Below are 15,181 nucleotides of genomic sequence, written 5' to 3' on the forward strand. Positions count from 1 at the left end.
ATAGTATACTATATTTCTCTCTACGACAACTATCTTAACACATAGGGATACCAAGTCTCATCAAATCTTGATAAATAGTATTAATTGTATTGGGTTCTTTTGTTATATTGATTATTTTCTCTTCGCTCATTTATATCACCCCTTTTTCAATCACTACCTCTTTGTTTTATTTTCATACATACTCACTAATATTTATCTATGCCATTTGTTATATTATAATTCAAGGAAAACATTAAAATTAATCTATTCATCAATTTTAATGATATAAAAAGAGACTGCACTATTTCAAGTACAGTCTTAATTGATCAATATAAAAAGTATGAACTATCATTGTTAGATTATGTTCATATAAAAGACTAGTCTACGTTATTTCATTGATGCTTCATAAATTGATTGGATTGAATTTGATAACATCAAATTAAATTCTTTATCTGTTTGCTTTACAGTCAATCCTTGTGATAAGGCACGTGAGAAACTAGCTATCAATCCGTGATTGTGTCCAAGTTTTTCGTTTGCTTCACTTTGAGAATACCCTCCTGATAAAGCCACAACACGTACAATATGTGGATTATCCATTAAATCGTGATAGAAATTATCTTCTGTTGGTATCGAAAGCTTAAGCATTACTTTTACATCTTTGCCCAAAAGTGATAATTGATTAGAAATTTCAGCTTTTAACATTTTTTCTGATTCTTCCTTATCCTTGCTATGGATATCAACCTCAGGTTCAATAATTGGAACCAACCCCGCTTCGAATATTTTCTTGCCAATATCAAACTGTTGATCAACTATTTTTCTAATTCCTTCTGAATTGGCTTCTTTAATAACTGAACGCATTTTAGTTCCAAAAACATTTTTTTCAATTGCCCGTTTTAAAAGTCCTTCTAAATTTGGAATCGGTTTCATAAGTTGAACGCCGTTTTCAAGTTCAGCAAGCCCTTTATCAATCTTTAAAAAAGGAACTACACCTTTATTCTCCCAAAGAAAATCAGCAGTAAATTTATCGCCAACCTTACGATCCATAGTGTTTTCAAATAAAATAGCACCCAAAATGTGCTCTGAATTGAATGTAGGGTTCACGATAATACGTGTTCTCATTTCGTGTACTAAATTAAACATCCCTTCGTCATTGGAATAACAGTCTTTCAAAATGCCATACTGTAGTAATGCCTTAGGAGTACTTCCCCCACTTTGGTCTAAAGCAGCAATAAACCCTTTTCCATCCTGGATTTGATTCATTTGTTTCTGATTCATATAATTATCCCCTTTCATCTTTATACTAAGTAACATCTATAATTTCATTATAGCACTTTTAAAGTACATATATACTACTAATTCCCAATTAATAAATAATTTGGAACCCAATATTTTTCACTACACTATTCCATGCTATCCCATATTGGACATATAAAATAATATAACATTAATGATAATATTAATATAACTACCATATACATAATTGCACCTAATATAAAACTTGAGGAAGTTATAAAACCTACTACTATTGAAATCAAGCAAACAGATACATATAAGTACCAACCTAGCTTCTTCCAGCTAAATATTAGTATAAAACCTATAAGTTGAATTAAAGCTAAAACTATTGTTCTTAATTCATAAAAATTCATTATTCTTTTGGGATTTCTTGAAAAAACATATAAATTATCTTGTATAGTTAAACTATATAATACGATTAATACCAATAAAATTACTGTTAAGCACATTCCCCTTTCTTTGTTTTCCTTGACCACCATTTATCATCCCCCATAATATTTGATCACATTGATGCCTTTTTTATATACCTTATAATACTTATGTTACATTTGTTGATTTTAAACTAAAAAAAACAACTTTTAATTATTATTAACATATTAAATAGGCTTGACAGAAAGAGCTAGTTTTTCTAAATAGAGGAGGACATAACAACTATTAATTGTTATGTCCTCCTCTATTTAATCTGTTTATAGATTTTTTTCGTTACATAAACAAAGATTCTGTAAATCTTGTTATACATTATCTTTCACACTCATAAATATCTGGCATAGAGTAAGCTAACGTTTTGGTTAACAAATTAGTCATTGCGATACTTTTTTCATATGAACACTAAGATTACAAGATACCGCATAGAAAAATCATGTACTAACGTATAGTAATGAAATTTCTCCACAGTGACTTGCGACAAGAAACGAAATAATAATTAAATTTACATTTAGAAATTATTGTTTTGCGGATGTAAAATTCTTGTAAGCCTGCCAGGACGTCAGGCTAGCGAACCTGAGGCAGGACGCCGAATGTGAGCGCTAAAGAATTTTACAAGAGCAAAATATTAGAATTTCTTAATGAAATTTCTTATTTTGAGTTCTGTTGCAAAGCACGTAGGAGAGATTCTATTCTCTTTTGTCACTAGCTGCCTCATCATAAGCAGTTTGTATTTCTTCTTCAGCCTTAAGATTTTTAAAGGCAATAGACATCATAAGTTTAATCCTGTTAATTTGATTTACCTCACTTGCACCTGGATCATAATCAATCGCTGTAATATTAGCACCTTTATTAATTCTCTTTAATTCCTTAATCATTCCTTTACCAGATACATGATTAGGAAGACAAGCAAATGGTTGTACACAAACTATATTTTTTGTTCCATTTTCAATAAGTTCAATCATTTCAGCTGTTAAAAACCATCCTTCTCCTGATTGATTTCCCAAAGATATAATAGGTGATGCCTTTGCTGCTAATTCCTGTATAGTATTGGGTGGAATAAATCTTTTGCTCTTTTCAAGAACTAATTTCATGTGTTTTCTATAACCTTCTATATATTGAATAGCCATATCATTTATTATTTTGTCAGTTTTGCTTTTCCCTAAATACTTAGATTTAAAGTCAGCATCAAATGCACAATATAAGAAAAAGTCAATTAGATCTGGCATAACTGCCTCTCCACCCTCTTTTTCAATAACATCAATAATATTATTGTTAGCTATTGGATCAAATTTAACTAAAATTTCTCCAACCAGACCTACCTTAGGCTTAATAATATTCTTGATTTCTAAAAGATCAAATTCAGAGACAATTTCCGTTATATTGTTTTTAAACTCTTTCTTTTTACCTTCTGCTACTGCCTTCTTGCATACTTTTACCCATTTATCGTAAAGCAAGTTAGCTGAGCCTTTTACTACTTCATAAGGTCTAACCTTGTAGAGCACTCGCATAAGCAAATCCCCATAAACTAAGGCCATAAGTGATTTCTTAATTATTGGATAACTAAATTTAAAACCTGGATTTTTCTCAAGACCAGCAGCATTTAAAGATATAACTGGCACCTGTGAAAAACCTGCATCCTTAAGACCTTTTCTAAGAAATGCAATATAATTTGTTGCCCTACACCCTCCACAAGTTTGAGAAATTATAACAGATGTGTTTTTTACATCATATTTACCTGATTTAAGTGCGGCAATTAATTGACCAACTACAATTATCGTAGGATAGCAAGCATCGTTATTTACATATTTTAAGCCCTCATCTACAGCTTTAGTATCCACTGATGGCAATATTTTTAAATTATATCCTGATGAATTAAATGCTTCTTCTAAAAATTGAAAATGTATAGGTGACATTTGTGGACATAAAATTGTGTGTTTTGTTCTCATTTCTTTTGTGAATATAACTTTTTTATCCATACCGCGTAATTTTCTTGGCAAAACTTCATTCTTATCTCTTTCATAAAGTGCAGCTTTTAGGGATCTAATTCTAATTCTCGCTGCCCCTAAATTATTTCCCTCATCTATTTTTAAAGTTGTATATATCTTGCCATTATTCTCAAGTATTTGAGCAACCTGGTCTGAGGTTACTGCATCAAGTCCACACCCAAAAGAATTTAACTGAATAAGCTCAATATTAGGCTCTTTTGATACAAAACTTGCTGCTGCATATAACCTAGAATGATAAACCCACTGATCCACTGCTCTTAAAGGTCTTTCAACAACACCTAAATGAGCCACAGAATCTTCTGTAAGTACAGGCATATCAAAATCAGTAATAACACTTGGAATCCCATGATTAATTTCTGGATCTATATGATAAGGTCTTCCAGCAAGAACTATACCCCTTTTCCCAGTACGCCTAATATATTCTAAAACTTCCTCGCCCTTATTTCTAATATCAAGCTTTACCTTTTCCTCTTCAGTCCATGCCATATCAGTTGCTCTTTCAACTTGTTTTTTACTAATTCCAAAACTAACCAGCTCATCGGCCAATCTCTTATCTAGAGCCTTTTTGTTATCTAGAGAAATAAATGGATTAAGGAACCTAACATTTCTTTCCTTTAATATATCCATATTATTTTTTATTACTTCTGGATATGAAGTTACTATAGGACAATTATAATGATCATCCGCATCTTTCTGCTCTTTTTTCTCATACGGAATGCAAGGATAAAATATTAAATCTATGCCCTTATTTATAAGGCTCATTATATGTCCATGTGCAAGTTTTGCAGGATAACAAGCAGACTCAGATGGTATTGTCTCTATTCCCATCTCGTATACTTTTTTAGATGATCTTTGTGATAGCTCAACTCTAAACCCTAAATTCGTAAAGAAAGTAAACCAGAACGGATAATTCTCATATAAATTAAGCACTCTTGGAATCCCTATTGTTCCTCTTGTTGCTTCTTCTTTTTTTAATGGTATATAATTAAATATTCTTTTATATTTATAATCATAAACATTAGGTATTTCCTCTTTTTTATTGCTAACTCCAAGTGCCTTTTCGCACCTATTACCAGATATAAATTGGCGATCATTATCAAACTTATTAATTGTAAGAACACATTGATTAGCACATTGCTTACATCTTCCCATGGTTGTTTCTATAACTAAGCTATCTAATTCATCTGCTGATAATAATGTAGACTTAGCACCTTTAACATACCTTTCTTTTGCAATAAGTGATGCACCAAATGCTCCCATTAAGCCTGCAATATCTGGCCTTACAGCCTCTCTACCTGAAACAATTTCAAAAGCACGAAGTACCGCACTATTATAAAAAGTTCCCCCTTGAACTATTATTTTTTTACCCATGTCTTTAGGATCTCTTATTTTAATAACTTTAAGTAGTGCATTTTTTATTACCGAATAAGAAAGCCCTGCTGATATATCTCCTACAGATGCCCCTTCTTTCTGGGCCTGCTTAACTCTTGAATTCATAAACACTGTACATCTTGAACCTAGGTCAACTGGGCTTTTAGCTTGAAGCGCTACCTCTGCGAACTTTGATACTTCCATATTTAAAGATTTAGCAAACGTCTCTATAAACGAACCACAACCAGATGAACAAGCTTCATTTAGCATTATGCTATCTATTACCCCATCTTTTATTTTTAGACATTTCATATCTTGACCACCAATATCTAATATAAAATCAACTCCAGGCATAAAAGATTCTGCTGCCTTATAATGAGCTATGGTCTCAATTTCTCCAATGTCCACTTTTAATGCTGCCATTATTAATTTTTCTCCATAACCTGTTGCAACAGAATTTAAAATAGTAACACCCTTGGGTATTATTGAATATATATGTTTTAGTGCTTTTCTAACTGACATTAATGGATTGCCTTCATTACTACCATAAAAAGAATGCAAAATTGCACCTTCTTCATCTATAAGTGTAACTTTAGTCGTTGTCGAACCTGAATCTATTCCTAAATAACAATTTCCAGTATACCCTTCAAGTTCACGTCTTTTAGCCTTATACTTGCTTTGCCTTTCATTAAAAGCTTGTAGCTCATTATCATCTGCAAATAGAGGACTAAATCTACGAACATCATTACTTGTAGCTTCCATAAGTTTAGGTATTAAATTTTTTAAATGTTCAAAGGAAATAACACTATTCTCCTTTGAAGACATTGCTGCCCCTACTGCTACAAAAAGCTGAGAATCATTTGGAAAAATAACTTGATCCTCTGTAAGTTTTAAAGTTTCGATGAACCTTTTTCGAAGTTCTGACAAGAAAAACAGTGGTCCACCTAAAAATGCAACATTTCCTCTTATTGGTCTTCCACAAGCAAGCCCACTAATAGTTTGGTTAACTACTGACTGAAAAACCGATACAGCAATATCTTCTTTTGCAGCACCTTCATTTAACAATGGTTGAATATCAGTTTTTGCAAATACACCACACCTAGCCGCTATTGGATATATAGTCTTATAGTTTTTGGCAAGTTCATTAAGTCCAGTTGCGTCAGTTTGAAGAAGTGATGCCATTTGATCAATAAATGCACCAGTACCACCAGCACAAGTACCATTCATTCTTTGATCTATGCCACCATCAAAATAAATGATTTTTGCATCTTCTCCACCGAGTTCTATAGCTACATTCGTTCTTGGAATAATCTTTTCTATTGCATAAGTACTTGCTATTACTTCCTGAATAAAAGGGATATCCATCCATTTAGATAAGGCTAGTCCACCTGATCCTGTTACAACTATAGTAATATTTGATTGACTAAAATTATTATAAGCCTCATTTAAAAGCTCTGCAATTGTACTTTTAATATCTGAGAAATGTCTCTGATACTTGCTATAAATCGTTTTTTCTTGCTCATCTAACACTACTATTTTAACAGTAGTAGACCCTACATCTAACCCAACATGTAATACATTTTTCATAATCATCTTCTCTTTCCTCGCAAGTTCGATTTATTTTTGTTTCTAAAATTCATTCTATATATTTATGCGTTTTGATATAAATTCATTATTTAAAAAAATATTTGTTTGTCACATATCCTATTTTTAGTTTATATATTTTTATTCTTCAAAAACATAATTTATTCTCAAAATCGCAACTTATTAGCATAATCTATCAATTAATTATATCATTTTTATGTCTATTTTACATATCTACCACGTTTAGAAAAAGTTTAATAAACGAGTACATAATATTATAACTCAATAAATATGATATTTTCAACCTATTTTTAATTAATTAATTTAGAAACTAATGTCAATTATTTTATATTTATATAAAAACACTCAAGACTTGTAATTTTGATTTAATCCCATTTATCATCTTTAACAATGTTCGTTAACAATACATTATAATCCCTCATATACTAAACTATAACTTTGAAGGGATGATAAAGTGATTAAAGTAGAAATTAATAATATATGTATGAACTACCACTCATTAACTGCAGAAACTCCTGCTCTAGCAGATATCTCCTTTGGTGTACAAGAAGGTCACTTTTTAAGTATTGTAGGCCCTTCTGGTTGCGGAAAATCTACGCTATTAAACATAATAGCAGGCTTGATTTCTCCGTCATCCGGAGAAATTAAAATTAATTGTAGTACTGAGAGCTCAAGTTTTTTAAAAATTGGATATATGTTTCAAAAGGATCAATTGTTTGACTGGTTAACTATATGGGACAATGTGCTTTTAGGCCTTAAAATTAATCATTCAATTACAGATGTCAATAAGAAAATAGTAAAAAAACTTTTAATAAGTTATAATCTTTGGGAATTTAGGGACCATCACCCTAGAGAATTATCCGGAGGTATGAGGCAAAGGGTTGCTTTAATTAGAACCTTAGCTTTAAATCCTGAATTACTTCTTTTAGATGAACCATTTTCAGCTTTAGACTATCAAACTAGATTAAACATCAGTGATGAAGTTTATGAAATTATAAAAAAAGAAAAAAAGACCACAATAATGGTGACACATGACATATCAGAAGCCATCGCTATGTCCGATGAAATTATTATCCTTTCTAAACGACCTGCTGTAATTGTTAAACACATGACACTGGAATTTGGTGAAAACTTTTCTTATCCCCTAAAACGTAGAGAAGCTCCAAATTTCAGTGTTTACTTCAATGAAATTTGGAAGGAGTTGAATAATAATGCTTATTCAAAGTGATGAACAGAAAAAATATATTAAAAATGTGAAAAGAAGAAAACGCATTATTATTTTTACAAGAATAATAATACTAATTTCATTTTTTAGTCTTTGGGAAATAGCCGGAAGACTAAACTGGATAGATTCATTCCTAACAAGTACACCCTCGAAAATGTTTACATCATTTATACAAGTATATAATGAAGGAACTCTTTTAAATGACATCTCAATAACATGTTTTGAAACCATAACAGGTTTCTTACTTGGAACAATATTAGGAGCCCTCATAGCTGTACTCTTGTGGTGGTCTGATTTCGTATCTAAAGTTTTAGATCCGTATATAATTGTATTAAACGCTTTACCCAAAGTAGCTCTTGCACCTATAATTATATTTTGGGTAGGCAACGGTATAACAGCAATAATAGTAATAGCTCTCTTAATATCAATCGTTGTAACTATAATAAGCATTCTTGGTGGCTTTAGGGATGTGGATGAAGATAAAATAAAGCTTTTAAAAACTTTTGGAGCTTCAAAACTTCAAATACTAATTAATCTAATTATTCCTGCATCTATTCCAACCCTTATTTCTGCACTTAAGATAAACGTAGGCCTATCCTGGGTAGGTGTAATTATGGGAGAGTTCTTAGTAGCTAAAGAAGGTTTAGGCTTTTTGATAATTTATGGCGGACAAGTTTCTCAGCTAGATATGGTAATGATGAGTATAGTTATACTATCAGTTTTAGCTTACCTTATGTACGAGGTGGTGGCCTTTATTGAAAGAAAAGTAGTTTTTAAAAACAAATGAAATTTTACTTATAATGAATATAAATTAAAACCCTTGGACAGTATTTATATTAAATAATCAATTTATAATTCTTTTATGTATCATAAGGAGGATAATAATGGAATACTTTCAAAAGGCTAACGATGTATACAATACTAAAGATTATAGTAGAGCAATATCTCTATATAAGAAAGCTGCTGAAATGAAAGATAATGAAGCTGGTGCGATTTATAATAGTGCAGTATGTTTTATTCATTTAAAAAAATATGAAGATGCAATACCTTTATTTCATGCTGCTATATCATTGCGGCCTGAAAGCAAATACTTTTTCAACTTAGCATACTGTTATGCTATGTGTTTTAACAAACCAAAAGCATTATATTATTTTAATACTGCTTGGTCGCTAAATAATGATGATGAAGATTGCGAAAAAGCTATTAATTTATTATTAAAAAGTTATAAAAAAGCTACCTAATTTAATTTTAGGTAGCTCTTCTTTTACCATTCACCAGCTATACTCTCTTGTTTATGATCTATATTAAATCTTTCACTATTAAAATAGTCTCCTCCAATTAAAAATGTGGGATCTACATTAATCCATTTATTTTCTTTTTCTATATATACTTGATTCCAAGCATGGCTAACCCAATTACTTCCATTAAATCCTTGACCAGTTATAATTCTTACCTTTATATTGTTAGCTCTGCACATAGCAACGTAGAGACATGCATAATCAAAACATATACCACTCCTAGAATTATAAGTTGGGATGGCTCCAGAGGTCATTTGTGTATCATTATTTAATACCCTATTTGCTTTTTCATCACTATAAACTATTTCACTACCTACCCATTTGTATATAACCCGTGCCTTATCCTTAGTTCCGCTTTTACCTTGAACAAGTTTAATTGCGAACTTGTTTATCTCATCATTAGACTTAACTCCTTGCTCTAGTGTAATGCCATTGTAATAAACTATACCCTTTTGCTTGTTGTTTTGTACATTTGGCGCAGGCGACGAGGGATCTTTTACCTCTATAGTAAATGAATTGTTAACAATATTAGGAAGTTTTTTCGCAAGTTTTGAATTAGTAAGCGGTATTACTACTTGTTTTGATATATAATTGTATACTTGTGATTCTTCCAAATACTTATTGTATGTATCAGCTACATTAAGAAGTGACATAAAATTCAATACAAAAGTAATAACAATTACATAAGAAATTGCTTTAGGCACTTGAAATATCGCGCCAACAATTCTGTTAAATAAAACACTCTTTTTCTTTAACTTATTCTCTATAGTATCAAAGAGCGGGTAAAGAGTAATACGCGCAATAATATTAACAACAAACATTATGATACTATAAATTATCATTATCAAAAGTGGCATAAGTACTATATAAACTACCAATGGATTACTATTAATAAATTCTATAGCTTTTGCTGGTATATTTTTATATATATTTGCATACATAGCTTCATCATGTTGAATAAATATTTTTTTGCTGTAATAAATGCCCAAACACAAAGCAAATAAAAATGAAAAACTTTGGAAAACTCCTTCAATAGTTCCTTTTAAATATTCAGATGAAAACTTAGTTATAAAGCCTCTAATTATTGGGTATATAAACAATAATATCAAAATTATACTTACTGGTTCCCTAAACAATACAATCACCTACTTTAATTCGTATTATTTTTTTCCTCCGCCTTATTATATTTTGAAAACTAAATGGAGCAAATTTATAATTAACCTTATATCTATTCATCTTCCACACCATTAATCAAATTTCTTAACACTTTTTTTATTTGCTCCCACCTAAAACCACGTCGCAAAAGATAGTCGTAAAGCTTCTTGTATATTTTTATTTTCTCAGTCTCAGACCTTACTAATATATTGTACCTTTTACTAGCTAGTTCATACAAATTATTATAATCTTGCGTCGATGTATCCTCATAAATCTCACTTATTTGCAAAGATATCTCGTCCGAAAGGTTATCCTCATTGTCATCGATCGTGAGTTCATCCATAACTTTTCTAATTAGCTCGTAATCATACCCAGTACGTGCCAAATAATCTGCTGTTTTTTTGTACAGTTTTTGTTTATCTTTTTCAGTCTTAGATAATGTTACTATTTTTTTACTTCCTAACCTCAAAGCTGTTTCTAGTAACTGCTTATTAGTTATCTTACCAAGTTCTTCATTAATTAATTCTTTTGGTAGAAATTTCTTTAATAATGCAAACTTAATCTTATTTTTACCACAAGATCTAACTTTCTCTTTTATATATAACTTAATAAATCGGGTATCATCAATAAAATCATATTGCCTTAAAAACTCCATTACCCTGTCTATAGTTTTAACATCAAATTCTTTCATTGTTAATTTATCTATTACTTGCTTTGTTGACTTAAAATTTCTTTCTAAAAAATGAAGTGCACAAGTTTTTCCTTTTATATAATTATCTTCATTAACTATACTGTAAAGGTCCTCCTTGTCCATGACCCTACCTTTAGTTATATTATGAATATAAACAAGCTGAGCGTCACATGCAAAAGCATACTCTCCATCCATGTAGATGTTAACTCTAGCCTTGTTCTTCTTTTGGAATTCTATTTTTGTTATACTGCTACTCAATATCAGCCTCTCTTTTCTGGTAAAAATATGTGAATTGTTGGTTTTTGTAATACTTTTCTAGAAACATTATATAAATCTTCACTTTTAACATTTCCCATGTTTTTCATATCATCAGTAAATTGATATATATCTTCGTTATCCATAGCCTGATGAAGTACATAATTGGAAAGATCTGTAGAATCCTCAAGTGTTGATGCAATGGCCGTTTTCATTATTTTTTTCATTAATGATATTGTATTATCATCGAAAACTATTTTCTCAGTTAATATATCTTGAATTACAGTATCAATTACATGAATTGCCTCATCAACATTTTTTTCCGATACTGATGTATAAATATATAGTGTTTTAACGTTATTTGAAGTATCCAAATGAGTATAAACATCATAAGACAATCCTCTTTCCTCTCGAAGCTCTCTAAATAATATTGAATTAGAACTTTCACCAAATTTAAAATTTAAAATTCTAAGTGCTAGTTCCTCATCCTTAGATAATCCATTAAATGTATATAAATAAAGTATTGTACTTTGCTCAATTTCTTTTTTATATGATACTTTTTTAATAAATTGTTGTTTTTCAGCTATTATTTTTTTCTTTTCAAATTTTTTCTTAGTCCACTTACCAAAACATTTACTTACAATATTTATTATGTCCTCATGTTCAAATGGAGATACAATAGATATAAAAGAATTATTCGGCAAATAATATTTATTATAAAACTTAACAAGTTGCTCCCTTGTAACATTTTTTATAATATCTTCATTTCCGATAGTATCTTCCTTAAGTGGACTATCTTTAAAGGCAATTTCATTAACTCTTTGAAAACTTAAGTCTTCAATATCATCATTAATTGTTCTAATTTCAGATAATATAACGCCTCTTTCCTTTTCAATTTCTGAAGTAGGGAATGTAGAGTTTAAAAGCATATCCCCCATAAGTGTTATAGCATTCTCTAATTCCTCATTTAAAATTGATGCACTATATACTGTAGAATTGAAATCAGTATAGGCGTTATATTCTCCACCTAAATTTTCCAAGTCATTGTTTAGTTTCTCATTAGTCCTAAGCTCGGTACCCTTAAATAGCATGTGCTCAATAAAATGTGCTATGCCTTTTTCATCTTTTTCTTCGAAAAGCGAACCTATATTTATTCCAGCATGAACTGCTGATATTTGACTATCCTTTTTAATAGTAATAAGTTTTATACCATTGCTTAATTCTGTTTGTTTTGTATTAAAAATTTCTTTAATCATCATATTCTCCTTTATCCAAAAAATATATTATTAATTATAATCTTCAAAAACACACTATTAATATCTTCATAAGGTTAATTACCCTTTAACTTTTCAAAAAATAATTTACTTACATTTAAATAAATAGTATATATTATTTAACTATATCATACTTTTAACTACTTTAGACTATATTTTTAAGCAATTTAGAGTACATTATTTTGTATATTATAGCGAAAGCTATTGACTAATTAAGATTTATACATTAGAATTGAAGTTCGAGTCAAATACTCATAGACAGTTCGCAACCATCCTGTCTTAAACTAAAACTATGGAGGCACAAAATTGAATATTAAATTAAATGAAGGAACTATGTCTGTAAAAATAAGAAAAATCGTTTTTGCAGCAATGGTGGCTGCTATTTATGCGGCTTTAACTCTAAGCTTATCGTTTTTCAGCTTTGGAGTTATTCAATATCGCGTAGCTGAAGGACTTACTATCCTGCCTTATTTTGCATCCTTTTCTATTCCAGGATTGCTAATAGGTTGTATAGTTTCTAATATTATAAGTCCACTAGGTATTATGGATATGGTTTTCGGTTCCCTTGCAACACTTATATCCGCAATTTTAACTTACTATATTGGTAAGAGCAAACTAAAGTTCAAAAGAATACTTGCTCCATTACCAGCTGTAGTAGTAAATGCCTTTGTTATAGGCATACTGTTAAAGCTTTTATATGTCAAGGACATGCCCCTTTTACTTTGTATGCTGCAAGTAGCATGGGGAGAATTAGTCTGCTGTTATGGAATTGGATTACCTCTTATTTATATTATTGAAAAGAACTCACTTTTGAGAAATTTTTTTAAATAATAATGAAAAGCAATTTTATTTTGTTTTTTTAGTTTAATATTTATTGTTTTGTATAGAAAATTGTAATAATAGATGTATTTGATACTTTATGAGAAGAAAGAGGAATTTTAATTAATGGAAAAAGTTAAATTTGATGAATTAGGACTAAACGAATCTGTACTACACGCTATACAGGATTTAAAATTTGAATACCCATCTGATATCCAAGAAAAAGCTATCCCAGTAGTACTCGCTGGCTTTGATATCATAGGTCAAGCTCAAACAGGAACTGGTAAAACATTAGCATTCGGTGCACCTATATTGAGTAGAATGGAAAAATCAAACGGTAAGGTTCAAGCAATAATAATGTCTCCAACAAGAGAACTTGCTGTTCAAGTTTCTGAAGAACTTCAACGTATTGCAAAACATGAAAGAATTAAGATATTACCAATCTATGGTGGTCAATCTATCGATAGACAAATATCAGCTCTAAAAAGAGGCGTAGATATTGTAGTTGGAACTCCAGGAAGATTACTAGACCATATTAGAAAAGGTACTTTAAAACTAGCAAATGCTAAATTTCTTGTTTTAGATGAAGCTGACGAAATGTTAAACATGGGCTTTATTGAAGATATTGAAAGTATTATAAGTAACTTAAGTGAAGATAGACAGACATTACTTTTCTCAGCTACTATGCCAAGAGCTATTAAAATATTGTCAAAGAAATATATGCATCCTGAAACAAAGATTATTGCAATAGAAAAGAAATCTTTAACTGTTTCTACTATTAAGCAATATTATTATGAAGTAAATAATAAAAACAAATTTGAATCTCTATGTAGAATTCTTGATGTTGATGCTCCTAAAACTTGTATATTATTCTGTAAAACTAAAAAAGGTGTAGATGAGTTAGTTGATGCATTACAACCTAGAGGTTATACAGTAGAAGGTATGCACGGAGACATGAAACAAAGCCAAAGAATGAACACTCTTAAAAAATTCAAAGAAGGTAATTTAAACTTCTTAATTGCAACTGATGTAGCTGCAAGAGGAATAGATGTAGAGGATGTTACTCATGTAATAAATTATGATTTACCACAAGATAGCGAATCATATATACATAGAATTGGTAGAACAGGTAGAGCTGGTAAAGAAGGTACAGCATATAGTCTTATTACAAGACGTGAATCATCAGCTATAAGACAAATTGAACGTGATACTAAAAGCGTAATTAATAAAAAAACTGTACCTACTATAACAGATATTTTTGCTGCTAAATCAGACACTATTATAGATCAAATAAAATTAGTTCTAAAAGAAAATTTATATGAAAATTTTCTTCCACTAGGACAAAATCTTATTGCAGAATTTGGTGATGAGGATGTAGCTGCTTCTTTAATAAAAATTATTTTTGATAAAGAAGTTAACTATAACTATGCAGATGATAGTACAACAACAACATCTGATACTGTTAGATTATTCTTATCTATAGGAAGAATGGATGAAGTTATGACTAAGGATATTATCGCTTTCTTATGTGAAACTGCTAATATTAACAAAAATGAACTTGGCCGTATTGACATCTTAGATAAATTTTCTTTCTTAGATGTACCATCAAACTTAGTTGATGCTATTTTAACTAATAGTTCAGGTAAGAGATTAAACAGCAGAAAAGTAAATATTGAAGTTGCTAAATCTAGAAGATAATTTTAACAAACAGAGGGGGTGTCTCAAAATGATTTAAAAATCATTTCAAGAGGCATCTCCTTTTCTTTGTTATTTTTAGGCCAAAT

General features: G+C 30.2%; 11 protein-coding genes. 5 read left to right on the forward strand and 6 right to left on the reverse strand.

All coding sequences use genetic code 11. The features are described from left to right. Positions 1 to 366: 366 nt before the first annotated feature. The 3 genes from Q0649_RS09175 to Q0649_RS09185 all read right to left on the reverse strand — a co-directional run bounded on the left by Q0649_RS09175 (position 367) and on the right by Q0649_RS09185 (position 6,662). A complete protein-coding gene (locus tag Q0649_RS09175; protein ID WP_298840589.1) occupies positions 367 to 1,254 on the reverse strand; it encodes a fructose bisphosphate aldolase in 888 nt (295 codons plus the stop codon). Positions 1,255 to 1,379: 125 nt separating this feature from the next. Then, positions 1,380 to 1,751: a hypothetical protein gene (locus Q0649_RS09180; protein ID WP_298840590.1), complete on the reverse strand. Its 372-nt coding sequence runs from the start codon at positions 1,749 to 1,751 to the stop codon at positions 1,380 to 1,382. A 633-nt stretch (positions 1,752 to 2,384) separates the two neighbouring features. Then, positions 2,385 to 6,662: a 2-hydroxyacyl-CoA dehydratase gene (locus tag Q0649_RS09185; RefSeq protein ID WP_298840593.1), complete on the reverse strand. Its 4,278-nt coding sequence runs from the start codon at positions 6,660 to 6,662 to the stop codon at positions 2,385 to 2,387. A gap of 472 nt (positions 6,663 to 7,134) precedes the next feature. Between Q0649_RS09185 and Q0649_RS09190 the strand changes: the two genes are divergently transcribed. The 3 genes from Q0649_RS09190 (at position 7,135) to Q0649_RS09200 (ending at position 9,146) form a co-directional block, all read left to right on the forward strand. Beyond that, positions 7,135 to 7,908, forward strand: coding sequence for an ABC transporter ATP-binding protein (locus Q0649_RS09190; RefSeq protein ID WP_298840596.1), 774 nt, complete (start codon positions 7,135 to 7,137; stop codon positions 7,906 to 7,908). After that, the gene (locus tag Q0649_RS09195; protein ID WP_298840598.1) at positions 7,892 to 8,692 is read left to right on the forward strand and encodes an ABC transporter permease; all 801 of its coding nucleotides are present in this window, start codon (positions 7,892 to 7,894) and stop codon (positions 8,690 to 8,692) included. The genes Q0649_RS09190 and Q0649_RS09195 overlap by 17 nt, the downstream gene beginning before the upstream one ends. Positions 8,693 to 8,789: 97 nt before the next feature. Further along, positions 8,790 to 9,146, forward strand: coding sequence for a tetratricopeptide repeat protein (locus Q0649_RS09200; protein ID WP_298840601.1), 357 nt, complete (start codon positions 8,790 to 8,792; stop codon positions 9,144 to 9,146). Between the two features lie 23 nt (positions 9,147 to 9,169). Here the strand turns inward: Q0649_RS09200 and Q0649_RS09205 are convergent, their stop codons facing one another. From Q0649_RS09205 to Q0649_RS09215, 3 genes are all read right to left on the reverse strand, one after another. Then, positions 9,170 to 10,339: a transglutaminase domain-containing protein gene (locus tag Q0649_RS09205; protein WP_298840604.1), complete on the reverse strand. Its 1,170-nt coding sequence runs from the start codon at positions 10,337 to 10,339 to the stop codon at positions 9,170 to 9,172. Positions 10,340 to 10,431: 92 nt separating this feature from the next. Further along, positions 10,432 to 11,307: a recombination regulator RecX gene (gene recX, locus Q0649_RS09210; protein WP_298840607.1), complete on the reverse strand. Its 876-nt coding sequence runs from the start codon at positions 11,305 to 11,307 to the stop codon at positions 10,432 to 10,434. A gap of 2 nt (positions 11,308 to 11,309) precedes the next feature. Further along, a complete protein-coding gene (locus tag Q0649_RS09215; RefSeq protein WP_298840610.1) occupies positions 11,310 to 12,560 on the reverse strand; it encodes a pitrilysin family protein in 1,251 nt (416 codons plus the stop codon). Between the two features lie 324 nt (positions 12,561 to 12,884). Here Q0649_RS09215 and Q0649_RS09220 point away from each other — a divergent pair, with 324 nt between their 5' ends. Both Q0649_RS09220 and Q0649_RS09225 read left to right on the forward strand, forming a co-directional pair. Next, positions 12,885 to 13,409, forward strand: coding sequence for a QueT transporter family protein (locus Q0649_RS09220; protein ID WP_298840612.1), 525 nt, complete (start codon positions 12,885 to 12,887; stop codon positions 13,407 to 13,409). Between the two features lie 114 nt (positions 13,410 to 13,523). After that, positions 13,524 to 15,095 carry a DEAD/DEAH box helicase gene (locus Q0649_RS09225; protein WP_298840614.1) on the forward strand — a complete coding sequence of 524 codons (1,572 nt, stop codon included), beginning with the start codon at positions 13,524 to 13,526 and terminating at the stop codon, positions 15,093 to 15,095. The last annotated feature ends 86 nt before the right edge of the window (positions 15,096 to 15,181 follow it).

The sequence above is a fragment of the uncultured Clostridium sp. genome, from assembly GCF_937920395.1.
Taxonomy (GTDB): Bacteria; Bacillota; Clostridia; order Clostridiales; family Clostridiaceae; genus Clostridium_AD.